The organism is Streptomyces lateritius, from assembly GCF_014649715.1.
GTDB classification, from domain to species: Bacteria; Actinomycetota; Actinomycetes; order Streptomycetales; family Streptomycetaceae; genus Streptomyces; species Streptomyces lateritius.
The window spans coordinates 93,396-118,166 of the sequence record NZ_BMTO01000003.1 but is presented as its reverse complement, the minus strand read 5'-3'; the positions used below and the strand labels follow the sequence as shown (position 1 = coordinate 118,166).

Here is a 24,771-nt window from a genome sequence, read left to right as displayed (position 1 = left end):
CAGAACATCAGGTTTCGGAATATCCGCAAGAAATGACGGACCGGCTGGGGGCCGGGCCGTGAGGGAGGGGCACCACGCATGAGCAAGACCGCACTCATCACCGGCGTCACGGGACAGGACGGCTCGTACCTGGCCGAACTGCTGATGTCCAAGGGCTACACGGTCCACGGCCTCGTCCGCCGCTCGTCCAGCTTCAACACCGAGCGGATCGACCACATCTACCAGGATCCGCAGCAGGCGAACCGGTCGTTCGTGCTGCACCACGCGGACCTCTCGGACGGGGTGGCGCTGGTGAACCTGCTCCGGGACATACGCCCCGACGAGGTCTACAACCTCGGCGCGCAGTCCCACGTGCGGGTCTCCTTCGACGCGCCGCTGTACACCGGCGACGTGACGGGCCTCGGCGCCCTGCGCCTCCTGGAGGCGATCCGGGCGAGCGGCATCGACACCCGGATCTATCAGGCCTCGTCCTCCGAGATGTTCGGCGCGACCCCGCCGCCGCAGAACGAGCGGACCCCGTTCCACCCCCGCAGCCCGTACGGGGCCGCCAAGGTCTTCGCGTACTGGACGACGGTCAACTACCGCGAGGCGTACGGCATGTTCGCCGTCAACGGGATCCTGTTCAACCATGAGTCGCCGCGCCGCGGCGAGACCTTCGTGACCCGCAAGGTGACCCGGGCCGTCGCCCGGATCAAGGCGGGGCTGCAGGACCGGCTCTACATGGGCAATCTCGACGCCGTCCGCGACTGGGGCTACGCCCCCGAATACGTCGACGCCATGTGGCGGATGCTCCAGCAGGACGAGGCGACGGACTACGTGGTGGCGACCGGAGTTCCGGCGACCGTACGGCAGTTCCTGGAGACGGCCTTCGCCCACGCGGGTCTCGACTGGTCGCGGTACGTGCGCTACGACCCCAAGTACGAGCGTCCCAGCGAGGTCGACGCCCTGATCGGTGACGCGAGCAAGGCCCGCGAGCTTCTGGGCTGGAAACCGTCCGTGCAGGTGGAGGAGCTGGCGCGGATCATGGTGGACGCCGATGTCCGCCTCGTCGAGGAGCAGCTGGCCGGCGCCATGGTGCGCATCGACCGCTGAAGAACCGTACGACAGGTACCGGATTGGTCAAGTGCCCTACTCCGCAGGCGGCTTCGTCGTAAAGTTCGCAACCATCAATGGCACTTGCACCACTTCACGCCACAATTGACTGGGCTATCACGCCTGGGGGGAACATGCGTAGATCCTGGGGGCTCACGGCTGCCCTCGTCCTGACCGTCGCGGCCGGAGCCGGAGGCTCGCTGGCTCCGACGGCCGCGGCGCTCACGCCGCCGGTGGCCTTCACCGCGGACGATCTGCCGACCTGGCAGACCAACGGCGTCGTCTGGGCACTGGCCGAGGCGAACGACACCGTCTTCGTGGGGGGCACCTTCTCGGCGATCCGCCCGCCCGAGGGCGGCAGCGGCACTCCCAAGAGCGCCGTCAACTTCGCCGCGCTGAACGCGGCGACGGGTGCGCCCACCGACTGCACCCTCTCCTTCACCGTCGGCAGCGGCACCGCGACCGTGCGGACCCTGGTGGTCTCGCCGGACAAGAAGACGCTGTACGCAGGGGGTTACTTCGGCGCCGTCAACGGCACCCCGGTCTCCAGCCTCGCCGCGATCGACATCGCCACCTGCGCCCCGAGGGCGAACTTCACCCCGAGCTTCCCCGCCACCGTGCGGGCGCTCGCCGTCACCGACACCACGATCTACGCGGCCGGCGACTTCGGCACCGTCGAGGGCCAGACCCGCCAGCGGTTCGCCGCCATCACCACAGCGGGCGACCTGCTGCCGTTCACCGCCAACGCGGACGAGCCGGGCCGGGCCATCGAGGTGACGCCCGACGGACAGCACGTCGTGCTCGGCGGCGACTTCTTCACCGTCAACGGCGCCAACTCGCACGCCCTCGCCGTCGTGAACGCCACCACCGGTGCCGTGGCCAAGGCCTACCCCAACGGCTGGATCCCCCAGAACTCCGTCGTCAAGGACATCGAGACCGACGCCACCGGCTTCTACACCGCCAACGAGGGCACCGGCGGCGGCGTGTTCGACGGCCGCATCGCCCTGAACCTCGACTTCGAGCAGCGCTGGCGCGACACCTGCCTCGGCGCGACCCAGGCGGTCCGCTCCTACCAGGGTGTGCTCTACAGCGCCTCCCACGCCCACGACTGCGCCAGCGTCGGCGAGTTCCCCGACGGGCGCCGCTACCACCTGCTCGCCCAGCCGACCACGTCGACGGGCAAGCTGGGCTGGCTCCCGGACACCAACGACGGTCCGCCCGAGGTCGAGGGCATCGGCCCGCGCGTGATGACCGTCTCGGGCACCGGCACCACCAAGTACCTCTGGGTGGGCGGCGAGTTCACCACGGTCAACAGCGCCCCGGCACAGGGGCTGACCCGCTTCGCCTCCGGCCCGGACACCGGCGCGCCGACCGTGCCCGTGGCGAGCGCCGCCGCCGTCTCCCCGAACGCGGTGCACGTCCGGTGGCGCTCCAGCCTCGACCTGGACGACTCGAAACTGACGTACAAGGTCTACCGCAACGGCGGGGCCGCCCCCGTCGCGACCGTCCAGGGCGACTCGCTGCACTGGTCGCGCCCTCAGGTCTCGTTCAAGGACACGAACGTGACCCCCGGACAGACCTACACCTACCGGGTGACCGCGAGTGACGCGGCCGGCAACACCAGTTCCCTGTCCGCGACGGCGACCGTGACGGTGCCGACCTCGCCCGAGCCGTACGCCTCCCAGGTGATCGCGGACGGCGCCGGTCTCTACTGGCGCTTCGACGAGTCGACGACCCCCTACGCCGCCGACTCCTCCAACGGGGACAACAGCGGTCTGTACATCAACGCTCCCGCCCTGCGTCAGACCCCCGGAGCCGTCGGCGGCGCCTCCACGGCCGTCGCGCTCAACGGCACCGACGAGCAGATCCACAGCGACCGGCGGCAGACCGTGACGGGCGCCTTCACCGTGGAGACGTGGTTCAGGACGACCACGAACCGGGGCGGCAAGCTGATCGGCTTTGGCAACAACACCACCCGGAACAGCGGTAGTTACGACAAGCATCTGTACATGACCAACACCGGGAACGTGGTGTTCGGCGTGAGCACCGGCTCCGCCCGCACGCTGACTTCCCTTGGCTCGTACAACAACGGCGCCTGGCACCACGCGGTCGGGACGCAGGGACCGGAGGGCATGCGGCTGTACGTCGACGGCAAGCTGGTCGGCTCCAACGGCGTCTCCACCAACCAGCAGTACGCGGGCTACTGGCACGTCGGGGCGGACAACCTCGCCGGCTGGCCGCTGCGCCCCACGAGCAACTTCTTCGCCGGCCGGATCGACGAGGCCGCCGTCTATCCGTCGGCGCTCACCGCGGCGCAGGTCGCCAAGCACTACAGCCTGGCCTCCGCACCCGCCGACTCGGTCGCCACGGTCACCGCGACGGAGGACACGTACGCCAACGCCGGTGCCCCGAGTACCAATTACGGAGAGTCCGGCTCGCTGGCCGTGCGGGGGACGTCGGCGTACGAGTCGTACCTGCGGTTCACGCTGCCGCCGGCGCCGGCCGGCACCGTCCTCAAGAGCGCCCGGCTCGCGGTGAAGACGACCACGCTGGCGGGCGCGGGCTCGGCGGACAGCCAGTCCGTCGTCCCGGTCACCGGTTCCTGGACCGAGGACGGGCTGACGTACACCAACCGTCCGGCGCTCGGCCCGACGCCGATCGGGACGCTGACCGGTGCCACGGACGGCTCGGCGATCTACTCCGCGGCGCTGAACACCTCGGCGATCTCGGCGGCGCTCGGCGGCTCCTACAGCCTCGCGCTGACGAGTACCGGTACGGACCCGCTGTGGCTCTGGTCCTCCGAGGCGGCGGCCGCGGAGGGCACCCCGCAGCTGGTGCTGACCTTCGGCGCTCCGTAACCGGGCGCGTCGAACCCTCCATGACAGGAGGCGGGGCCCGGCATCCGGGCCCCGCCTCCGACGTACCACGGGAGTCTCCTCATGCGTCGTCCCCTTCACCGGCGTCGCCCGGCCGCCGTGGCCACGGCGGCGGCCGCGCTCGCCGCACTGCTCACCCTCTCCGCCTGTTCCTCGAACGGCGACGGCGACGGTGACAGCGCCGCCGACCGGTCGAACGCGGCCGGTCCCTCGCGTTCGGCGGTCGTGCCCGACCGCCAGACCGAGGTGGCGCCCACCGGCCCGGCCCCGTCCGCGTCGGCGTCAAGAGGGCCAGTGGTGCCGGACGCCGAACTCAAGCCGGTCACCGGCTCGTTCACCAAGGACCAGAAGGCATATCTGAGCGGGCGCGTCCCGAAGAGCATGGACCCGGCCGCCGTGCTGCAGAACGGCCAGGAGTCCTGCCAGCGTCTCGAACGCACCGCGAAGCGGGACAGGGACGCGGCCGTCGGCGCCCTCGTCGCCGGGGACATCCCGGACGCCGAGGCCGCCGTGAACCATCTCTGCCCCGCGCAGAAGCCGCTGCTCGCGACAGCGCGTACGGGCCACCCCGACGGTACGACCGCACGGCCTGCGCCGGGCACGTACCGCGCGCTCACCACCGACCCGTCGTGCACCTGGCGGGCGCTGGGCAGCGGCGGAAAGCTGCTCGCCTCGGGACCGTCGACCGGCGCCCAGGGGCCGGTGAAGGCCACCGTCCCGGCAGGGACGGTGGAGTTCGTCTCGACGTCCTGCTACGCCTGGCTGCCGGCCTGACCCTCACGCGCGTCCGCGTACACCCTCAGCAGGGTGTCGAGGACGGCCTCCATCGAGAACGCCTCCGTGGCCAGCTTTCGGGCCGCCGCGGAGGCGCTGCCGTTCGCCCCCGGGTCCAGGAGGGCGGACACGGCCGGGGCGATGCCCACGGCGTCCGTGACCACCCGTCCCGCGCCGGCCCGCTCGATGTCCTGGGCCAGCCCGTTGGAGGTGGTGACGACGGCCGGGGTGCCGACCGACAGCGACTCCAGGACGGACATGGGGAACGGCTCGTCGACCGACGGCAGCACGTACACGTGCGCCCGGCGCAGCTCCTCCAGCATCCGCTCGGAGGACAGCGGCCCCGGCAGGCTCACCCTGTCGCCGACGCCGAGTGCGGCGACGAGCGCCTCCACGGCGGCCCGCTCGCCCTCGTCGGGGCCGGCGAGCACGAACCGGGCCTCGGGATGGTGGCGAAGGATCTCCGGGACGGCCGCGACGAAGTCGGTGGGCCGTTTGCGGGCCTGGAGGCGGGCCGCGTAGAGGATGCGGGGCGGGCCGGAGGGCGCGGGCCGCGGTTCCTGCGCGGGCACGCCGTTGACCAGCCGTACCGCGTGGGACAGCTCGGTGCCCAGCACCGCGTCCAGGTCCCTGCGTTCGCGGCCCGTCAGATACAGCACGGCGGAGGCACCCCTCAGGACGCGGCGTACGGCGACGGCGTCCAGGACCCGGGCGAGCGCCTTCTCGCTCGGGTCGACCATGCCGTGCGTCTGGAGCACGAGCGGCCGGCCGGCCCGCAGCGCGGCGAGCGCGAGGGGCAGCGTCACCAGGTCGCGGGCGAGGTGGACGTGGACCACGTCGGCGTCCTTGACCAGGGCGCTGGCCCGCGCGAGGAGCGTGGGTGAGGTGATACCGCTGAAGCCCAGCGGCAGGATCGAGCGCGCCTGGTAGAGGCGGGCGGGCACGCCGTCGACCTCGGTGGGCAGCCCTTGGGCGCCGAAGCCGTCGCCGAGGGCGACCAGGCGCGCCCGGTGGCCTCGTTCGGCCAGTCCCCGGCAGAGGTTGAGCGCGACCCTGACCGGTCCGCCGAAGGCGTGGGTGGGGCTGTGCAGGGTCACCGCGTGCAGGACGCGCAGGCCGCTCACGCGGGCACCGGGACCGGTCGGCGGCCGTCGGCCGTGTGCAGGGTCAGTTCGGGCAGGTCCTTGTGAAGGGTGGTGCCGGCGGCGAGGACCGCGTGACGGCCGACGGTGACGCCGGCGAGGACGGTGGCGCGGGTGGCGATCCAGGCGCCGTCCTCGACGGTGATCGGCGCGTTGCGGTAGCGGAAGTCGGCGGCCCGGTGGTCGTGGCTGCCGGTGCAGAGCAACGCCTCCTGGGAGACGCAGACATGGGCGCCGAGCGTGATGGGCTCCAGGTTGAGCAGCCAGGCGCCCTCGCCGATCCAGGTGTGGTCGCCGACGGTCAGTTTCCACGGCCACAGGATCCTGACCCGGTGCCGTACGAGCACGCCGTCGCCTATCGTCGCGCCGAAGGCCCGCAGCAGTGCGACCCGCAGCCGGGCCGGGCAGAACCAGGCCATGAAGACCGTGTTCATCACCGCGAACCAGAGGGCCTGCACGATCTTGCCGCGGCCCTTGTCGTAGCCGGCCAGCGTGAAGGCCGGGAGATTCCGCATGAGTTCACCCCCATCGGCGCCTCCCCTGGCGCCGAGGCGTTCAGACTAGCGGTTGACGCGAAGCGACAGGAGGGCGTCGGTAGACTGCCGCGAAGTGACGTTCCGGGGGCGGGGGCCGTGACCTCCAGGGGGCCGGGACTCCGCGGATTCCAGGGGGCGCGATGACGACCGATGTACGCGGTACGGCGACGCGGCCGGAGCCGCGACCGGGTCCCGCCGCTCCCGCGCCCCTGCTGCTCGCGCCTCCCGTATCCCCGCGCACCCTGCTCTCACGCGCCCTGTCGATCCCGCTGGTCCTGGGCTTCACCGTGTTCCTGCCGCTCGTGGTCGCGGCCCAGCCGGGCGCGGGCGTGCGGGACGCCGCGTACTACCTCCAGATCGCGCTCACCATGTACGCCGGAGCCCGGCTCTCGGCGATGATCCTCACCAGCCGCCGCAAGCTGCTCCAGGGCTCGTTCTGGCTGTTCTGCTACATGGCGATGGGTGTGGCGCCGCTCGCCCAGGCCGTCCTGGGGCGGGTGCCGACGCCGGTGGTGGGGCCACGTTCCGATCTGACGGCGGCGGTGGCACTGGTCCTCGTGGGCTGCGCCGCGTTCGACCTGGGGTCGCTGCTGGCCCGGGGCCGGCCGGGCGGCTCTGACCGTGCCGAGGAACGCCCGGCGCTGGTCCACCGGCGCAGACTCTATCTACTGGTCCTGCTCGCCTTCGCGTGCAGCGGTCTGTTCGTCGTCAAGCTGGGCGGGCCCGCGGTCTTCTTCTCCAGCCGTCAGGAGATCATCGCCGGGATCGAGGAGGCGGGCCTCTCGAAGGCCGACTCGCAGGCCGGGCAGGCGTTCCTGCGCGGCTTCGGCACGGTCCCCGCGCTCTTCGCGCTGCTCGTGTACTGCCGCTGGCTGGTCACCTCGCGGCGCGCCCGGCGCCGCCCGATGGTGATCGCGGTGTTCCTGGGTCTGGTGCTGCTCAACTGCGTGGTCAACAACCCGATCTCGAACCCGCGGTACTGGTTCCTGACGGTGATGTTCTCGCTGCTGTTCACCGTCTTCCCGGTGAGCGCCGCGATGTACCGGTCGGCGTTGAGCCTGGGGGTGGTGATGGCGCTGATCGTCTTCCCGTTCTCCGACCGCTTCCGGTACGACGAGAAGAACTACCGCCCGGTCGAGACGACGTCGGTGCTGGAGCCGCTGGCGCTCAAGGACTACGACCAGGTCGGCATGTTCGCGAACACGATCACGCTCGTGGACTCGGGCAGCCGCCACCGGTACGGCCGACAGCTGGCCGGGTCCGTGCTCTTCGCGGTGCCCCGTTCGGTGTGGCCGGGCAAGCCGCGTGACACGGGGGTGATGGTCGGCCAGTGGATGGGGACGGTCAACACCAATCTGTCCTCGCCGATCTGGGCCGAGCTGTGGATCGACTTCGGCGCGGTGGGGATGGCCGCCGGGATGACGGGCATGGGGTACGCCGCCGCGCGCGTGGACCGGAGGTTCGCCCGGCGGGGCACCCGCAGGGCGCCGCCGGGCAGTCTCATCTCGCTGGTGGTGCCGCTGGTGGCGGGCTACTCCTTCATCCTGCTGCGCGGCCCGCTGCTGCAGGCGTCGGGCCGGGTGGCGATCGCGCTGATCTGCGTCGCGCTCGTCACCACCTGGCGTCAGGACAAGGGCGCGGCACTGCGCTGACGGCCGTCCTCCTGCCCGGCGGCGGGCTCCGGGCGGGTCCGCGCGACGCGTGTCCAGGCCGCGACGGCCTTCAGCGCCGAACCGGCCGCGAGGCCCCAGGCCGCGCCGGCGGTGCCTGCGAGGAGGTATCCGCCGATCATCAGGGCGACCGCGAGCAGGGAGAAGACGACCTGCACGGAGAGGGTGGCGCGGGGGCTGAGGACCCGCAGCGTGACCAGAGCGCAGGTGCCGAGCGCCATCACCGCGTACTGGCTGCCGGTGGCCGGCAGCAGGTCGGCGGCGGACTGCCAGGTGTCGCCGAGGAGTTGGCGGCCGACGCGCTCGGGAAGAGCGAAGAGCAGGGTGCCCCAGGCGAGTGCCAGGAGGGCGAGGACGGCGCCGAGCGCGGCGGCGGCGCGTACGGTCGCGCGGCGGGAGCCGGACCGGCCGAACAGCGGTGGGGCGAAGGCGTTGACGGAGGTGAGCAGGACGCCCAGCGGCCCGAAGAGGGTGGAGGCCCCGCGCAGCGCGCCGACGGCGAGCGGGCTGGCGAAGAGTCCGATCCCGAGGACGGCGAGCTGGCTGGAGGCGCTGCCGACGGCATACTCGACGACGAAGCGGCGGCCCAGATGGCCCTTGCGCAGGTGGCGGCGGGGCTCGCCGGGCCGGTTTCTGACGAAGGGCCGCAGCAGGGCGAGCCCGAGGAGGACTGCGGGCAGCGCGGACAGGCCCCAGACGAGGACGAGGCGGGCCGGTGAGGTGCCGTACGGCTGGAGCAGGAGGGCGGGTACGGCGCAGACGAGGCGGAGCGTGTCGGCGGCCAGGGCCCGGTGCGGCTGCCGCAGCGCGGAGAAGCTGTAGCGCAGTCCGTCCTGGACGAGGACGACCGGCAGGACCGCGCCGAGGGCGAGGAAGGCGGGGCCGCCGGCGCCATCGACGAGGGCGCCCGCCACGAGCAGGGGGAGCGCGGCGAGCGCCGAGGCCGCGGCGGTGAACGTGACGGCGGATCGGGCTGCGGCCCCGACCCGGTCGTCCTCGCCCCTCTCCAGGACGACGGCCTGCCCGACGAAGGCCATGTTGAGGCCGAGGAGCACGGTGAAGGTGATGTACACCATCGAGAAGGCGGCGAAGCCTTCCGCGCTGGACGTCCTCGCCGCGATCACCAGGACGGCGATGTTGGTGAGGCTGGCCGCCGCCTGGTCGAGGACCGAGGCGGCGACCGTGACGGCACGTCTCACCGATCGCCCGCGCGGATGTCACCGGTGCGGAGGTTTTCGGCGCGCAGCGAGCGCAGTGCGACGGTGTCGGAGCCGTCGCCCAGGATGATCTGCTCCGGCTCGGCGGCGAACTCCTCGGAGTCGGCGTCCGCTTGGGCGGGCAGGCGGCTTCGGCCGTCACCCGATCCGCGCCGGCCGATGGAGCGTGTGGCGGCGGACCGCTTGGCGGCGCGGCGCCCGCCCGGGGTGTGCACGACGGCGCCGAGGACCGTGCCGCCGGCGCCCGCGATGAGTTCCCGGATGCGTTGGAGGTCGGTGCGGTGGACACCGCGCGGGTCGCAGACGATCAGCACGCCGTCGACCCGGTCGACGAGCGCGAGGGCGTCCGCGTAGTTGAGGACCGGCGGGGCGAGGACGACGACGGTGGAGTTGGGCGAGTCGGCCTCCGCGATCATCCGGGTGACCCTGGGGGCGGTCAGGGCGCGCGCCACGTTCCGTACCCGCTCGCCCGGCACCAGGCCGAAGGAGCCGGATTCGCCCGCGTCGACGGTGAGCCGGCGCCGGGTGGGCCAGCCGCCCTCCTCCGTCTCCGCCGGACTGCTCCACCGGGGCGCGGCGGCGGCGTGGGCGCGCAGCCGGCCGGCGAGCGTGGGGTCCCGCAGGTCGGCCTCGACGAGCAGCACGTCCTTGCCGGTCTCGGCGAAGGAGGCGGCGAGGTGGGAGGCGACGGCGACGGCGGCGTCGTTGGAGCCGCGCGGGGCGACGACGAGGAGCCGTCGGCGGTCGGCGAACCGCTGGTCGTAGGCGAGCCGGAAGGCGACGGAGCGGTACTCCTCGGCGATCCGGGCGTCCGTGTGCTCGTCCGCGAGCAGCACGTCGGTGGCTCCGCGCGGCAGGGTGCCGAGGACAGGGGCGCGCACCGCGCGGGCGACGTCGCCCGCGGAGCGCGGCGCGGGGTCGAACACGAGCCGGACCCAGGCGGCGAGCAGGCCGAGCGCCACGCCGACGAGCGCCCCGAGGCCGAGGCTCATGGGCAGACCGGGGCCGTCGGAGTAGCCGGGGGCGCTCGCGGTGCGGATGATCGTGCCCGGTGACATGTCGAGCGCCTTGAGCTGGCTGATCCGGGCGTCGAGTTCGTTGATCCGGTTGAGCAGGTTGGTCTTGACGCCGTACTCGGCGTCGCGGGCCGCCCCGTCGGGCATCCGGTCGAGTTCCTTGGTCTTCTCGTCGTGCTTCTTGGCGACCTCGTCGAGCTGCTTCTGCTGTCCCGCGAGCATGGTGGCGCGCAGGTCGGTCCACTGCTTCTGGCGCAGGTCGAGGTAGGCCCGCGTGACCGCGTTGGCCCGGTCGGCGGCCGCCTGGGGCGTGTCGGCGGTGTAGGTGAACTGGAGGACCTGGCTCTGGGGCGGGTTGGTGACCTGCAGGTCCTTCTGCAGCTTGCCGAGGGTGCCGGTCCAGCCGAGCTTCTGCGCGGCCCGCTCGGCGACGCTGCTGCTGAGCGCGGTCTGCCGTTCGGACCCCATGTTGAGGGTCTTGTCCTGCGAAATGCTCGGGTTGAAGGGGTCGTTGACGGGGGCACGGAGCACGACCTGGCTGGTGGCGACGTACGTGTCGGCGTTGGACACCCCGAACCAGACACCGCCGAGCAGGCCGATCCCGATGCCGGCGCCGATGATCGTGCGGTAGCGCAGGAGCTGACGGAACTGGTCCCGCAGGAGCTCCGGTTCGTCGTCCTCCACCGCGTTGACGTGCGTGTGCGTCACGTGCCCGGACCCCCCAGAGCCTCGTCGATCAGTGCGTCGATCCGGGCGAGTCCGGCCGCCCGGGTCAGGTGGGCCTCGACGTGCCGGGGCCCCTGGGCGCCGAGCGCGGCGGCGGCGCCCGGATCGTCTCCGAGTCTACGGACCTGGGCGAGCAGGGCGTCGGGGTCTTCCGGCGGAACGAGGACGCCGGCGCCGGAGCGGAGCACTTCGAGGGCGGTCCCTCCCTCGGCGGCCACGGAGGCGACCACGGGCCGTCCGGCGGCGAAGTACGAGGTCAGTTTGGACGGGACGCTCATGTCGAGGACCGAGGCGCGCTGGGTGACGGCGAGGACGTCCGCCGCGGCGAGGACGTCCGGGAACTCGTCGTCGCCGACCGGCTCCATGAAGTGCAGGTTGGCGATGCCCGCGCCGAGTTCGGCGAGGTGGGCGCGCTGGTTGCCGTCGCCGAGGAGCACGATCCGGGTCTTCGGGTCCCGTCGGGCGGCCTCGACCAGGACCTCGAGCCCCTGCTTGAGGCCCATGTTGCCGGAGTGGAGGACGACGGTCTCGTCCTCGCCCCAGCCGAGCCGCTCGCGGGTGGCGGCCCGAGAGGCCGAAGGGCCGGAGACGTGCGACCAGTTGGGGACGAGGCGTATGCGGCCGGGGTCGACGCCCAGGGCGGCGACCTTGTCGACGAAGGTCTCGTGGATGACGCCGACGAGTGTGGCCCCGCGCAGGGCGTGGGACTCGGCCCGGGCGGCGAGCGCCGCGGCCCGGTCGCCGCCGCGGATACCGCTCTGCGCGGCGGCGGCGCCCATCAGGTCCTGGACGACGGGCACGTACGGGACGCGCCAACGGGCGGCGAGCCGGGCGCCGATGATGCCGCCGGCCAGGCTGGGCATCTGGGCGAGGACGGCGTGCGGCCGGGCCATGGCGGGCGGGGCGAGCAGCCCGTGGGCGAGCACACTCGCCTCGAACGTGGCTCGTCTCAGGGCGGTTTGGCGGGGCGGGACGGTGTGGCGTCTGCGGTGGACGACGACACCGTTGCGCTCCTCGGTGCGGCGCCAGACTCCCGCGTAGGCGGGGTCGAGGGACCAGGAGGGGTAGTGGGGCATGCCGGCGAGGACATGGGTCTCGTGTCCCCGGCTCGCCCAGTGTTCCGCGATCTGGGTGGCGTACGGGCCGATTCCGGCGTGTTCCGGCGCGTAGTTGGTGGACACCATCAGTAAGCGCCGCCGTGTGACCGGCGTGTCTTCGCCGCTTTCCCCGCCTGCCGCCACTTCCCCCACGCGAGCGCCCCTCTCCCCCGTACGTGAACCGTCCTTCACCCTAGTCGTTCACCCTCTCTCGACGGAACGTGCACGCTATCGTCGAAACTCCTTCGCGCTGGGGAGCGCGAACGCACCTGGGGGGTTTGGCACATGACCGCAGGAAGGCCGTACCGCGTCGGCTACGCACCGGGGACCTACGACCTGTTCCACATAGGGCACCTCAACATCCTTCGGCACGCGCGCAGTCAGTGCGACTGCCTCGTGGCGGGTGTGGTGTCGGACGAGACGGCAGAGCTCGCCACGGGACGCCGGCCGGTGTTCCCGCTGGTCGAGCGTCTGGAGATCGTGCGCAACGTGAAGTACGTCGACGCGGCGTTCGTGGAGACCATCCCGGACCGGGTGGAGACCTGGAGGCAGGTCCGTTTCGACGTGCTGTTCAAGGGCGACGACTGGCGTGGTACGCCCAAGGGGGACAAGCTGGAGCGGGATCTCTCCGAGGTGGGTGTGGAGATCGTCTACTTCCCGTACACCGTTCGCACATCCAGCACGCAGCTCGGGCGCGTCCTCGACATTCTGTCGCAGGACGCCCCGGCGGCCGGTGTGGGCGGCCTCAGCGACGGGCCGGCTTGAGTTCACGGAACCATTTGGCGAGAAAGGCGACGAGGAAGACGACGGCGACGGCGCCGAGCACCGTGTAGGCCCAGCGGAAGACGGCGCCGCCGCCCAGCAGCAGGAACACCAGGCAGAAGCCCCCGTGGTCGACGGGGAGCAGGGCCACCGCGCGCAGGGCGGAGGGCGCGGGGGCAGGCATGCCGGGGGCCGGGCGGGGCTTGAGCTTCTCGGTCAGCAGTCCGCCGAAGAAGGTGACGACGGCGGCGATTTGGAAGCCGAGGGGGACGAGCAGCCAGGTGTCCGTGGCGGTGCCGAAGTGTTCCGGGTGCCGGTAGAAGGCGATCAGCACGGCGAGGTGGAGGGCGGTGATCTTGGCGCAGTCCACGACATGGTCGAGCCACTCTCCGGCCGGGCTGCCGCCGCCCCGCAGACGGGCGAGCTGCCCGTCTGCGGAGTCGAAGGCGTAACCGACCGCGAGGCCGAGCCAGACGAGGAGTCCCAGCGTCCAGGACGGGGTCCCGAGCGCCATGGCGGCGACTCCGGCGAAGCTGAAAACGGCGCTGGTGAGTGTGACTTGATTGGGTGTCAGGCCCAGTGTGAACGATCCGGCAGCGAGGTACCTGCCCACCGGTCGGTTGACGTGGCGCGTGTAGAGCGAGACTCCCTTCGCGGACTTCTGTGCGGATCTCAGCTCGTTCAGCGCGGTCCCGATCGTTTCCACGAACCCCCCCGGGTCATGATGCGTACGCCATCCGGTCGTCACGTCGCCGTACCGCCGTACGTGATGGCGGACATCATTCCAGCACCAGGGGCGCGATGGGCGGTCTACGCCTCGACGGCGTCGACCGGGCGGAGTTGATGACGATGACCGACGCGATCCCGAGCGTGAGCCCCGAGGCGACGACGGGCGCCGTCTTTCTGCGAAGGCGCAGCTCGCGCCGGAGGTAGGTGAGGAACCTGGGCGCAAAGCAAGGCGCGGGCGGTGATGGCCGGACAAGGCCCCCGTGAGAGCGAGAGCGAGAGTGGAGGGGTGGGATGAGAGTGGAGGGGGGCGGGCCGGGCGCGGGCGGCGCCGGGCGGGTCCGTCAGCCGGTGTACGCGAGGGGGTCCGCGAGGACCTCGCGGATGACGACGGCTGCCGCGCCGCGGGCCGCGTCCGCGGAGGCGGAGGCGGAGCGGAGGCGGCCGGCAGCGGGGGTCCAGAGGCCGGAGACGACGCGGCGGGCCAGTTCCATGTCCACCGCCGGGCCCAGACGGGGCATCAGGCGAGGGTAGATGCCGCCCAGGACGACGACCTCCGGATCGAGCAGGTTCACCGCTCCCGAGAGCGCGAGCCCGAGTCTGCGCCCGGCCTCCTCCACCGCCGCCACCGCCCGCGCCTCCCCCGCGTCCGCGCGGCGCGCCAGCTCCTCGACCCCGGACGCCCCGGTGGTCGCCCCCGCGCCGTCCTCGAGCCCCGCCGCCCGAAGGAGCGCCGACTGTCCCGCGTACTGCTCCAGGCAGCCGTGCGAGCCGCAGCGGCACAGGGGCCCGTTCCCGTCGACGGCCAGGTGACCGATCTCTCCAGCGAACCCGTGGGCGCCGCGCAGGAGTTGTCCGTTCACGACGATCGCGCCGCCGACGCCGATCTCGCCCGTGAGGTGGAGGAAGCTCCGCACCTCCCCCAGCCCGCCGAACCACAGCTCCGCGAGCGCCGCCACGTTCGCCTCGTTGTCCGAGGCGACCGGCAGCTCCGGCGTCCCCGGCCGCCCCGGCCACAACCCCCCGAGCGCCGCGGCGAACAGCCGGTCGGCCTCGACCCGGTTCCAGCCGAGGTTGGGGGCCTGGTGGACGGTCCCGGCGGAGACCAGGCCGGGCAGGGCGAGCCGTACGCCCGCGGGGTGCAGATCACGGGCGGCCGCGCTCCCGAGGACGCGCGCCGCGACCCGGGCGGCCCGTTCCAGGACCTTCGCCGCCCCGGCCGTGCGGTTGTCGAGCGGCTCGGTGACGCGGACGCGGTCGGCGCCCGCCAGATCGACGACGCACACGGAGACGTAGTCGACGTTGATCTCGACCCCGAGGCCGGCCGGACCCGTGTCGGCCGCCTTGAGCACCGTTCCCGGCCGGCCCGCCTGCCCGCTGAAGGTCTTGCCCGACTCGACCAGGAGGCCGCGCTCCAGGAGCTGTTCGACGAGCGAGGAGACGGCGGCCCGGGTCAGCCCGACGCGCGCCGCGACCGACGCCCGTGTCGTCTCACCGGCCTCGTGGACCGTCCGCAGGACGAGGCTGAGGTTGTGCTGCCGCACGCTCGCCTTGTCGGCCTTGGGTTCCACGGGGTGCGCTCCCCCGGTCCGCGGAGTCTTCTTCATCGTGCGCCGAGCCTAATCCCCCTGCCTCCCCAGCCGACAGTTCAATCACCGAACTCTCTGGGCTATTGTCTGGGCCATGCCACTTCCGCGCGACTACAGCGGCCAGACCTGTGCCCTCGCCCGCTCGATGGAGATCATCGGCGAGCGCTGGACGCTGCTGATCGTGCGGGACGCCTTCTGCGGGGTGCGGCGCTTCGGCGAGTTCGCCGCGCATCTCCGCCTCCCGCGGGCCGTCCTCACCGACCGGCTCACCACCCTGACCGAGGCCGGAGTCCTGGAGCGCAAACCGGACACCGGGCGCCGTGACGTCTACGTCCTGACGCCGAAGGGGATCGCGCTCTGGCCGGCCGTCCGCGCGCTCACCGCCTGGGGCGACGCGTTCTACGGCGTGGGGAGCGGCCCGCGCCGGGTCTTCCGCCACGCCACCGACGACGCCCCGCTCGCCGACGACGGCCGGTGTACCGGCTGCGGAGCACCGGTCGTCGTCGGCGACATCCTGGTCACCCCCGGCCCCGGGCTCGCCGCGGCGGCCGAGGACGACGACCCGGTGACGCGGGCGCTCGCCCGCCCGCACCGCCTGCTCCAGCCCCTGCTCGACCCGTCCCGCACCCCACGCTCCGAGAGAGGTTCGCACCCATGAAGATCCTGGTCGTCGGCGCCGGAGCCACCGGAGGCTACTTCGGTGCTCTGCTCGCCCGCTCCGGACAGGACGTCACCTTCCTGGTCCGTCCGCACCGCGCCGCCGTGCTGCGGGAACGCGGCCTGCGCCTCACCGGCCGGGGAGAGGAGTGGTCCCTGGAGCCCGGGCTGGTCACGGCCGACGCGCTGACCACGCCGTACGACCTCGTCCTCCTCTCGGTGAAGTCCACCGCGCTGGAGCAGGCGATCGAGGACATCGCCCCGGCCGTCGGTCCCGACACGGCGATCGTGCCGCTGCTCAACGGCCTCGCCCACATGGACGCCCTCAACGCCCGCTTCGGCGCCGCCCGGGTCCTCGGCGGGGTCGCCAAGGTGGTCACCACCCTCAGCGACGAGGGCGACATCGTCCGCCTCGCGCCGCTCGCCCATCTCACGATCGGCGAACAGGACGGATCCTCCTCCCCCCGGGTGGAGAAGATCCGGGACGTCCTGGCCGGGGCTGGGATCGACGTCCTGGTCCCCGCCGACGTGATCACCGCGATGTGGCACAAGTGGGTCTTCATCACGACCTTCGGCGCGGTGACCAGCCTGATGCGCGGAACGGTGGGCGAGGTCAACGCCGTTCCGGGCGGTACAGAGCTGGGCCCCGCGGTCCTGGCGGAGGCGGCGGCGGTCGCCGCCGCGGCGGGCCGTCCCCTACCGGAGTCCGAACGGGCCGCGACGCTCGGCATCGTGACCGCGGCCGGCTCCTCGATGGTCCCCTCCCTCTACCGCGACCTCGTGGCCGGGCGGCCCACCGAGGTCGAGCACCTCTTCGGAGACCTGGTGAACCGTGCGCGGGCCCTGTCGGTGGCCACACCCCTCCTGGACCTGGCCACCCTGCACCTGCGTGTCCACGAGGAGCGGATCAGGGTCGCGTCCGCCGCCCCGTCCGGGCGCCCTTAGACGTCGGCGTCGTCCCAGCCGTTGGGAGGTCCGGCCTCCAGCGGACGACGTCGTCGTTCCAGCGGCTGCGCCGTCGGCTGTGCGGCCGAGGGCCGGCGGGCGGCCTTCAGCACCGTTGTGCGGGTCCGATGACCGTGAGTCCCACCTGTGCGGCGAGCCAGTGGGCGTACGGCTCTCTTCTCTGGCGGGCGTCGATGTTGACGCTGCGGACGTGGACGAGGACGGTGTGGTCGTCGGCGGGCTCGTCGAGCTCGCGGGTATGGGTGTTGCCCGCCGGACCTCGGCGACGGAGGAAAGCTCTGCGAAAGCCGAGACGGCGGAATACTCGCAGCGGCCGAACTCCATGAGACGGCGCGCGGTGCGCAGGGCGAGTACGGGGTCGGGGGTACGGAAGACGGGATAGGCGACGTCGTTGGACATCTGAGCCGCTACGAACGCAGGGCCGACCACTTCCTCGCCTGCACCAGCATCGCCCGCACCCGCAGACCAGCCACATGAGATGGCGTCTTGGTCAGCCGCGGAGCCATCCCCTCAGCACCCTGCTGACAGCCGGCATCGCCACGTACGTCATCAGGACGTTGAAGACGCACGCCATGACCGCGCTGCTGAGCACCAGCGGCAGCGCGGTCAGCCGCGGCACCAGGACGTAGCCGCCGAGGAGCGAGATGGGATAGATCGCCAGGGTCGCGCTGATCGCCATCTTCCAGCGCGGGGGCGCCGGTCGTGTCGAGCCCGGCTCGGCGAACCAGGTCTCCATTCCGGTCAGTTCACGCCGCGCGATCTCGGTGTGGTGATGCCCCTCGCAGTCGGCGAACCACGCGGCCCGCTCCGGCGACTCCTGCCAGGCCCGGCAGGCCGCCGCGTCGCGGAAGCGATGGACGAGGAACCAGGGGGCGTCACCGCCGGAGGAGCGGAAGAGCCCGTAGCCGAGATGGCCCGGGAATCTCGCCGCGCTGTCGAGGATGCCCTTCGCCCACCGCTCGAAGGCGGCTTCATGGCCTGGCTCCACCCGACGGGCGATCAGCAGCGTCACCTCACCGGAATCGGCGGGGACGGTGGCATGCTCAAGGCTCACCGCAGTCACGAACTCGTTCTCCTCATGATCACGCCGCGCCGCAGCCCACTGTACGCGGCCGCCTCCGCGCCGCGCCTTCTGCGCCCCCGTCTCGGACATGCTCCGTTCGCGGTGGATTGTCCGGCGCAAGACCGGGCACGCGCCCGTCAGGGCGACCCCCACATGCCGAGAACGAGCCATGCCGAGAAGGAGCAGGGAGATCTCATGACCACCGCACGCGACATCATGACGCCGGACGCCACGTGCGTCCGCTGGAACGAGACCGTCCTCGACGCCGCGAAGAAGATGACCGAGCTGGGCGTCGGAGCGCTGCCGATCTGCGGCCCGGACGAGAAGCTCAAGGGCATGCTGACCGACCGCGACATCGTCGTGAAGGTTCTCGGCGAGGGCAAGGACCCTGCCGACTGTCAGGTCGGCGATCTCGCCCAGGGCGAGGTCGTCACGATCGGCGCGGACGACGACGTCACCGAGGTCCTGCGCACCATGAGCGAGCACAAGGTCCGCCGGCTGCCCGTCATCGACGGCCACACCCTGGTCGGGATCGTCGCCCAGGCCGACGTGGCACGGGCTGTGCCCGATCCCCAGGTCGGCGATCTGCTCGAGTCGCTGTCCTCCGACTGACCGGGCGCCGGCGAGCGAGGGCCGATCTCTGGTCGGGCCTGCGGCGAGGAGCGCCGCGGGCCCGACGCCGTATGCCGGGGAGCTACGCCGTGGCCGTGTACCGCACCAGGACCGCCAGGCCGTCCTCCAGTTCCAGCTGGTCCCGGCGTACGACGATCAATTCGGCGTGCGTGCCCACGGCCGCACGGATCAAGGCGGCGCCGGCGGCCCGTTCCTCCCAGTAGTCGGCCAGTCCGAACGCGTTCAGGTCCGCGCCGGAGAGCGCGAGATGGGTGGGCGCGGTGCCGACCCACAGCGGGTGGGAGAGGTCCACCGGCGCGTTGAGGATCAGCGTGCGGGCCTGTCCACGCTGGAGGGCGGAGACCGTGGCCGCGAGCCCTTCGGCATCGTCGACGTCACGAGCGCGGCGGCCGAGATAGGCCTCGACCTGCGTCCTGTCGTGCTCGGACAGCCGGTCGGCGAACAGGACGCCGAGCTCCTCCTCCAGCAGCGCGCGGCCGGGCTCCGGATGACGCCGCCCGTGACCGTCCCTGAGCTTGACGAAGTGAACGAACGGGTGGTGCGGGGCATACGCCATCAGGGTGTTGACCGCCCAGGGGTCACCGCAGAGCACGATCGTCTCGGGGCGCTCGGCGCTCACACCGTCCGTCAGCCGGGTGAGGAGCCGGCCCGCCTCCTTCGGCCACTCGTGCACCGGCATACGGCGGTGTGACCGGTGCCCGGAGACGACGCGACTCGCCGGCCACCTGCCGGGCTCGTACGTCAGTTCCAGTTCATCCTCGGTCCCGCCCGACTCCCCGCCGGGGACGTGTTCCCGATGCCCGTGCGTCCGGCGGAGGACGACGGCCACGTACGGGATGTCCGGTGCGTGCTGAAGGGCGAGGGGCAGCGCGTCGGGCAGCATTCCGTACCGAGCGCTGTCCCGGGCGGGCGGTTCGGGCAGGCGCTCGGACAGCAGGACGCGCCCTTCGGCGGCGAAGATCGCCCGGCCGTGGCGTCCGGCGACCTCGCTGTCCATGTCCATCGCCTCGTCGACGGCCTCGACGGTCGGCTCGTCGGCGTCGTGCGCGAGCAGACCGCGCCGCAGCCGGTGCCGACGCAGGTCGATGGCCCTGGCCGGGTCACCCGGATCCTGGGAGGTGTCGAGGTAGACGGAGGCGACGGGTCCCGGGTGCTCGTAGAGCGGGGCGAGGAACTGCAGCTTCACGGCTTCCTCCAGGAGAAGGAGTGTCCGCCCGTGCGCGCCGGGTGCCGGTTTCGCGGGGCCGGCCCCGTCCCAGGTGCCCGGGGTGGGGCTCGTGGGCGGGGACCGTAGGGCGGGGTGCCCATGCGTGAGCCGGCCCTCGCAGAGGGCGGCTACCCGTGCGCCCCTCCCCTGACACGGCAGCCCACCGCGCACCCCGCGCCCCCACGACCACTCCCCGTCACGGCACCGCATCTGCCGAAAACCTGCACATTGTGCGGGCAACGCGGACCGCCCTCCTCCGCCTTTCCTCGACTCCGGCCGTCGACCCCGCCCCTCCCGTACCGGTACGTCCGGTTATCCACCCCGCACGCGACCGACTCGTCGTAAGTGTTACTCGGTCTTGAGGAGAAGCTGTCACCATCCGGTGAAATTAACCGTCGACCGGTCATCCGAGGCACACATTCGCCCGCGAAGACGCGTCAACCGAATTAGCCGGGTCACCCGTTCGCATGCTTTGATCTTGCGCACTGCGACGGTCGAGAGAACAGCGGCCGATTTCGGGCCCGACGGCCGCCGGACCGTCGCAGGAATGGATTCCCCCTCCCCCCAAACACATGAAGGGTGCGCATCATGCGTGACAACCTCGAGACCCGTGAGATCGCCGACGCCGAGCTGGACGCCGTTTCCGGCGGTCTCGTCAGCGTCTCCGGCGGTCTCGCCGGCGCCGCGACCAGCGATGTCACCACCGTCCTGGGCGCCGTCGGCTCCCTCCAGACCGTCCAGGGCGTCGAGGGCCTCGCCGCCGGCGTCCCCGGCCTGGCCTCGGGCATCACCGGCGTTTCGGTGAACACCTCCGCCGTCGCCGGTATCGCCGGTCTCTGAGTGGAATACGACCATGAACCCCGGAGCATTCCCAGCTCCGGGGTTCATGGTCACGCCCGTGCCCGAACTCAGTGAATGCGACTCATGCGGCTCATGCAGTTGATCAGCTCACGCGGCTCACGCAGCTGACGCAGCAGAAGGAATAGTCCGTGCAGTTCCGCCAAAAGGCACTTTCCAAGCTGCAGTCTCCCGAAGAACTCGACGTGCCCGTGCGCTTCGCGCGCCCGCAGGGCCGTCTCGTGCTGGCCGTCACGATCGTCGTCATGGTCGCGGCGAGTTACTGGGGCTTCACCGGCACGGTGTCCTCCAAGCTGAGCACCCCCGGCGTCCTGACCCACGCCGAAGGAAGCTATCTGTTGCAGAGCCCGGTCGCCGGACAGGTGACCGACGTCCTCGTCGAGGAGGGCCGGCACGTGGCCGCCGGTGCGCCTCTCCTCACGGTCCGCACCGAGCAGGGCGACCGGCCCGTGCGCGCGGTGGCGGGCGGCCGGGTGACCACCCTGTTCGCCAGGATGGGCGCGGTCGTCAGAACCGGCGCGGACGTGGCCACCGTCGAGCGCGTGACGCGCCCCGACGCCCCCCTGATGGCCGTGTTGTACGTGCCGGGCGGCAGCGCGTCGACCGTACCGGTCGGCGCCGCGGTCGACCTGACCGTCCAGTCCGTGCCCCGGAACCGGTTCGGTGTGCTGCGCGGCCGGGTGAAGGCCGTGGGCCGCGCGTACCAGACGGAGGCACAGATCGCCGGCTTCCTCGGCGACAGCGGGCTCGCCGCACAGTTCTCCCGGCAGGGCAATCCGGTCGCGGTGCTCGTGACCCTGGAGCGCTCCACCACGAAGTCCGGCTACGCGTGGTCCTCCGCGGACGGACCCCCGCACGCCGTCGACTCCGGTACGCCGGTCACCGGCGCCGTCCACCTCTCCGCACAACGCCCCGTCGACTGGCTGCTCCCGTGACCGCCCCCCACGAACCCGCCCGGACCCACGCCCCCCTCCCGGCCCCTGCCCCTTCCGCGGAGCCCGCCCAGCCCGACGCCCCCGCCCCCTCCCGGGCGGCGGCCCGCCGCGTCCCGCCCGCCGGCAGCCGGCGCCGCCGCCCCGCGCCCCGGGCCCGCCGCCCCGTTCCACCAGGCCGCAGGCCCCGTACCGTCCGCACCCCCACCGTGCTCCAGATGGAGGCGGTGGAGTGCGGCGCCGCCGCGCTCGCCATGGTGCTCGGCCACTACGGCCGCTTCGTCCCCCTGGAAGAACTGCGCATCGCCTGCGGCGTCTCCCGCGACGGCTCCAGGGCCAGCAACCTCCTGAAGGCGGCCCGTGGTTACGGCCTCCAGGCCAAGGGCATGCAGATGGACCTGGCGGCGCTCGCCGAGGTCAGCGCCCCGGCCATCCTGTTCTGGGAGTTCAACCACTACGTCGTCTACGACGGCATGGGGCGCCGGTTCGGCCGCCGGGGCGTGTACGTCAACGACCCGGGCAAGGGCCGCCGGTTCGTCCCCATGGACGAGTTCGACACCAGCTTCACCGGCATCGTGCTCACCTTCGAGCCCGGCGCGGACTTCCGGCGCAGCGGCCGTAAACCCAGCGTCCTGGGCGCCATGCCCGCCCGCCTGCGCGGCACTTCGGGCACCATGGCCGCCGCCGTGATCTCCAGCCTCCTCCTGGTGGCCGTCGGCGCGACGGTGCCGGCGCTGAGCCGCACGTACATCGACATGTTCCTCATCGGCGGGCAGACGTCCCTGCTCGGCGTGCTCTTCACCGCCATGGCGACGACACTGGTGCTCACCGCCACGCTCACGGCGTTGCAGCAGACCAATCTGCTGCGCGGGCGCGTCATCTCCTCCACCCTGGGCAGCGCCCGGTTCCTCCGGCACCTCCTCAGACTTCCCGTCACCTTCTACGCCCAGCGCAATCCGGCCGATCTGGTCCAGCGGCTGCGGTCCAACGACGCGGTCGCCGAGACCCTCGCCCGCGACCTGTCCGCCGCCGGTGTGGACGCCGTCGTGGTCGTGCTCTACGCCGTGCTGCTATGGACGTACGACCCGCAGCTCGCCGTCCTCGGCGTACTGGTCGCACTGCTCAACGTGGTGGCGATGCGGATCGTGATCCAGGTGAGGGCCACCGACACCCGGAAACTGCGGGCGGAGAGCGCTCGGCTGACGAACACCTCGTACAGCGGTCTCCAGCTCATCGAGACGATGAAGGCCACCGGTGGCGAGAACGGCTTCTTCCGGCGCTGGGCCGGGCAGCACGCGGTCACCCTCGACGTACAGCAGCGGCTCGGCGTGCCCAGCGCGTGGCTGGCGATCGTCGCCCCCACCCTCGCCGCGCTCAACAGCGCGCTGATCCTGATGATCGGCGGCCTGCGGGCCGTGGAGGGGCATCTCACCGTCGGTCTGCTCGTCGCGTTCCAGGCCCTGGTGACCAGTTTCACCGCGCCGATCACCCGGCTCAACGGCGTCGCCGGACGGATCCAGGACTTCGCGGCCGACGTCGCACGGCTCAAGGACGTGGAGAACTTCCCCGTCGACCCGGTCCATGCGCGCCGCGAGCCCGCCGCCGGCACCCGCAGGCTCTCCGGCCATGTGGAGCTGGACCACATCACCTTCGGCTACAGCCCGCTGGACGCCCCGCTGCTCAAGGACTTCTCGCTGTCGGTCGGCCCCGGGCAGCAGGTCGCGCTCGTGGGTGGCTCCGGGAGCGGCAAGTCCACCGTGTCCCGGCTCATCGCCGGGCTCTACGCCCCGTGGGAGGGCACCATCCGCATCGACGGGATGCGTCTCGACGACATCCCCCGCAGCGCGCTGGCCGCCTCCGTCTCCTTCGTCGACCAGGACGTCTTCCTCTTCGAGGGCACCGTCCGCGACAACGTGGCGCTGTGGGACCCGTCCATCACGGACGAGGCCGTCGTCGCCGCGCTCGAGGACGCGGCCGTGCTCGATGTGGTCTCCCGCCGCCCCGGCGGCATCCACAGCCGCGTCGAGCAGGACGGCCGGAACTTCTCCGGCGGGCAGCGCCAGCGTCTGGAGATCGCCCGGGCCCTCGTGCGGGACCCCAGCGTCATGGTGCTCGACGAGGTGACCAGCGCCCTGGACGCGGTGACCGAGCGGGTCGTCATCGACAACCTGCGACGTCGCGGCTGCGCCTGCGTGGTCATCGCCCACCGGCTCAGCACCGTGCGGGACAGCGACGAGATCCTCGTCCTCGACAGGGGCGCGGTCGTCGAACGCGGGCGGCACGAGTATCTGGTGGCCGCGGGGGGCCCGTACGCCCAACTGGTCAAGGAGCACTGAGGTGAGCGCCGAGACGACGCCCTCGTACCCGGTCCACGCGGCCACCGGCCCCGCCGTCGCGCCCCAGGACCCGGCCGTCGCGGACTCGGTCGTCGCGGCCTTGGGCGGACTGGGATCGCCGGTGGACTGCACGGGCCTGTCCAGCCTCTCTCTGGAGGGCCCGTCCGTGCTGTGGCTCGTCGTGCACGGCGAGCTGGACCTGTTCGCCGTCGACGCCGCACAGCTCGGGAACTGGCACTTCCTGGGCCGGCTGGAGGCGGGCGCCCTGCTCCTCGGCCCCGTCGAGGGCGCCGGGCACACCCTCGTCGGCCGTCCGGCGCGGGGCTGCCTGCTGCGCCGCATCGAACTGCGGGAACTGGTCCCTCAGGGACAGCACGGCCAGTGGTACGACGGTCAGGGCTCCGCCGGACAGTGGCACGAGGGGCAGTGGTACGACGGCCGGTGGTACGAGGGCCAGTGGTACGCCGACGAGGGCACGTACGGTGCCGCCCAGGGGAACGTGAGCCCCTTGGAGGCCGCCTTCGCGCGCGGCATCGGCCGCGGCCTGCGCGTGCTGTACGAGGCCCCCCTCGACGGAGGCGACGGAGGCCACGGCGCCGCCGGCGCGGGGCAGGCCGGGTCCGACGAGGACATCGTCTGGCTCCAGGTCGCCCCCGGCAGCGTGCGCTACGGCGCCGCCTACGCGACGGAGGCGGCCGGGACCCTGCTCGTGGACCCGGCGATGTGGCAGACCATGGTGGAGCAGCAGTACCGGCTGCTGGACGCCCTGGGCCGCTGGGTCGAGCAACGCGAACGCGCTCACGAGGACCGCGCGGCGGCCGGTGCCGAGGCCGGCCGGACCGCTCGTACCGAAGCGGACCAGGCCCTGCTGGCCTCCATCGGCCGCACCGGCGCGG

20 protein-coding genes and 1 pseudogene are annotated in these 24,771 nt (G+C 72.3%); 12 read left to right on the top strand and 9 right to left on the bottom strand.

The window, feature by feature from the left end:
- Window positions 1–78: 78 nt before the first annotated feature.
- The 3 genes from gmd to IE136_RS06930 all read left to right on the top strand — a co-directional run bounded on the left by gmd (window position 79) and on the right by IE136_RS06930 (window position 4,742).
- Complete coding sequence (gene gmd, locus IE136_RS06940) at window positions 79–1,092, top strand: GDP-mannose 4,6-dehydratase (protein ID WP_158992405.1); 1,014 nt, start codon at window positions 79–81, stop codon at window positions 1,090–1,092.
- A 134-nt stretch (window positions 1,093–1,226) separates the two neighbouring features.
- Entirely contained in the window at window positions 1,227–3,950 is a 2,724-nt protein-coding gene (locus tag IE136_RS06935; RefSeq protein WP_189599821.1) for a CBM96 family carbohydrate-binding protein, read from the top strand.
- Window positions 3,951–4,031: 81 nt separating this feature from the next.
- A complete protein-coding gene (locus IE136_RS06930; protein WP_229818681.1) occupies window positions 4,032–4,742 on the top strand; it encodes a hypothetical protein in 711 nt (236 codons plus the stop codon).
- On the opposite strand, the gene IE136_RS06925 is transcribed toward IE136_RS06930, so the two are convergent.
- Window positions 4,721–5,857 (bottom strand): glycosyltransferase, encoded by a 1,137-nt coding sequence (locus tag IE136_RS06925; protein ID WP_189600010.1) that lies wholly within the window; start codon window positions 5,855–5,857, stop codon window positions 4,721–4,723. The two genes, IE136_RS06930 and IE136_RS06925, sit on opposite strands and share 22 nt — an antisense overlap.
- A 5-nt stretch (window positions 5,858–5,862) precedes the next feature.
- Window positions 5,863–6,399, bottom strand: a complete 537-nt coding sequence (locus IE136_RS06920; RefSeq protein ID WP_158992404.1) for a WcaF family extracellular polysaccharide biosynthesis acetyltransferase — start codon at window positions 6,397–6,399, stop codon at window positions 5,863–5,865.
- A gap of 161 nt (window positions 6,400–6,560) precedes the next feature.
- Between IE136_RS06920 and IE136_RS06915 the strand changes: the two genes are divergently transcribed.
- On the top strand, window positions 6,561–8,072 hold the full coding sequence (locus tag IE136_RS06915) for a hypothetical protein (RefSeq protein ID WP_229818680.1): 1,512 nt from the start codon (window positions 6,561–6,563) through the stop codon (window positions 8,070–8,072).
- Here the strand turns inward: IE136_RS06915 and IE136_RS06910 are convergent.
- Genes IE136_RS06910 through IE136_RS06900 form a run of 3 tightly spaced genes read right to left on the bottom strand, consistent with a single transcriptional unit; the run spans window position 8,045 to window position 12,233 of the window.
- Window positions 8,045–9,289 (bottom strand): MATE family efflux transporter, encoded by a 1,245-nt coding sequence (locus IE136_RS06910; protein ID WP_189599820.1) that lies wholly within the window; start codon window positions 9,287–9,289, stop codon window positions 8,045–8,047. The genes IE136_RS06915 and IE136_RS06910 overlap by 28 nt on opposite strands.
- Window positions 9,286–11,031, bottom strand: a complete 1,746-nt coding sequence (locus IE136_RS06905; protein WP_189599819.1) for a lipopolysaccharide biosynthesis protein — start codon at window positions 11,029–11,031, stop codon at window positions 9,286–9,288. The genes IE136_RS06910 and IE136_RS06905 overlap by 4 nt, the downstream gene beginning before the upstream one ends.
- The gene (locus tag IE136_RS06900) at window positions 11,028–12,233 is read right to left on the bottom strand and encodes a glycosyltransferase family 4 protein (RefSeq protein ID WP_189599818.1); all 1,206 of its coding nucleotides are present in this window, start codon (window positions 12,231–12,233) and stop codon (window positions 11,028–11,030) included. Before IE136_RS06900 ends, IE136_RS06905 begins: the two co-directional genes overlap by 4 nt.
- A gap of 198 nt (window positions 12,234–12,431) precedes the next feature.
- Between IE136_RS06900 and IE136_RS06895 the strand changes: the two genes are divergently transcribed.
- Window positions 12,432–12,911, top strand: coding sequence for an FAD synthase family protein (locus tag IE136_RS06895; RefSeq protein WP_189599817.1), 480 nt, complete (start codon window positions 12,432–12,434; stop codon window positions 12,909–12,911).
- On the opposite strand, the gene IE136_RS06890 is transcribed toward IE136_RS06895, so the two are convergent.
- Both IE136_RS06890 and IE136_RS06885 read right to left on the bottom strand, forming a co-directional pair.
- Window positions 12,892–13,614, bottom strand: a complete 723-nt coding sequence (locus IE136_RS06890) for a CDP-alcohol phosphatidyltransferase family protein (RefSeq protein ID WP_158992399.1) — start codon at window positions 13,612–13,614, stop codon at window positions 12,892–12,894. The genes IE136_RS06895 and IE136_RS06890 overlap by 20 nt on opposite strands.
- Window positions 13,615–13,978: 364 nt before the next feature.
- A complete protein-coding gene (locus IE136_RS06885; RefSeq protein ID WP_189599816.1) occupies window positions 13,979–15,241 on the bottom strand; it encodes an ROK family transcriptional regulator in 1,263 nt (420 codons plus the stop codon).
- A 76-nt stretch (window positions 15,242–15,317) separates the two neighbouring features.
- Here IE136_RS06885 and IE136_RS06880 point away from each other — a divergent pair, with 76 nt between their 5' ends.
- The gene (locus IE136_RS06880) at window positions 15,318–15,881 is read left to right on the top strand and encodes a winged helix-turn-helix transcriptional regulator (RefSeq protein ID WP_158992398.1); all 564 of its coding nucleotides are present in this window, start codon (window positions 15,318–15,320) and stop codon (window positions 15,879–15,881) included.
- On the top strand, window positions 15,878–16,825 hold the full coding sequence (locus IE136_RS06875) for a ketopantoate reductase family protein (protein WP_189599815.1): 948 nt from the start codon (window positions 15,878–15,880) through the stop codon (window positions 16,823–16,825). The genes IE136_RS06880 and IE136_RS06875 overlap by 4 nt, the downstream gene beginning before the upstream one ends.
- 511 nt (window positions 16,826–17,336) lie before the next feature.
- On the opposite strand, the gene IE136_RS06870 is transcribed toward IE136_RS06875, so the two are convergent.
- Complete coding sequence (locus IE136_RS06870) at window positions 17,337–17,909, bottom strand: antibiotic biosynthesis monooxygenase (protein ID WP_158992396.1); 573 nt, start codon at window positions 17,907–17,909, stop codon at window positions 17,337–17,339.
- A gap of 195 nt (window positions 17,910–18,104) precedes the next feature.
- On the opposite strand from IE136_RS06870, the gene IE136_RS06865 reads away from it, so the two are divergent.
- Window positions 18,105–18,521 (top strand): CBS domain-containing protein, encoded by a 417-nt coding sequence (locus IE136_RS06865; protein WP_158992395.1) that lies wholly within the window; start codon window positions 18,105–18,107, stop codon window positions 18,519–18,521.
- Between the two features lie 82 nt (window positions 18,522–18,603).
- Here the strand turns inward: IE136_RS06865 and IE136_RS06860 are convergent, their stop codons facing one another.
- Window positions 18,604–19,728 carry a baeRF2 domain-containing protein gene (locus IE136_RS06860; RefSeq protein WP_189599814.1) on the bottom strand — a complete coding sequence of 375 codons (1,125 nt, stop codon included), beginning with the start codon at window positions 19,726–19,728 and terminating at the stop codon, window positions 18,604–18,606.
- 609 nt (window positions 19,729–20,337) lie between these two features.
- On the opposite strand from IE136_RS06860, the gene IE136_RS06855 reads away from it, so the two are divergent.
- From IE136_RS06855 to IE136_RS06840, 4 genes and pseudogenes are all read left to right on the top strand, one after another.
- On the top strand, window positions 20,338–20,589 hold the full coding sequence (locus IE136_RS06855) for a hypothetical protein (RefSeq protein WP_158992393.1): 252 nt from the start codon (window positions 20,338–20,340) through the stop codon (window positions 20,587–20,589).
- A 149-nt stretch (window positions 20,590–20,738) separates the two neighbouring features.
- The gene (locus IE136_RS06850) at window positions 20,739–21,542 is read left to right on the top strand and encodes a biotin/lipoyl-containing protein (protein WP_158992391.1); all 804 of its coding nucleotides are present in this window, start codon (window positions 20,739–20,741) and stop codon (window positions 21,540–21,542) included.
- Window positions 21,539–23,875, top strand: a complete 2,337-nt coding sequence (locus IE136_RS06845) for an NHLP family bacteriocin export ABC transporter peptidase/permease/ATPase subunit (protein ID WP_373309017.1) — start codon at window positions 21,539–21,541, stop codon at window positions 23,873–23,875. Before IE136_RS06850 ends, IE136_RS06845 begins: the two co-directional genes overlap by 4 nt.
- Window positions 23,876–23,975: 100 nt before the next feature.
- Window positions 23,976–24,771 (top strand): annotated as a pseudogene (locus IE136_RS06840) (NHLP bacteriocin export ABC transporter permease/ATPase subunit); the annotation flags it as partial.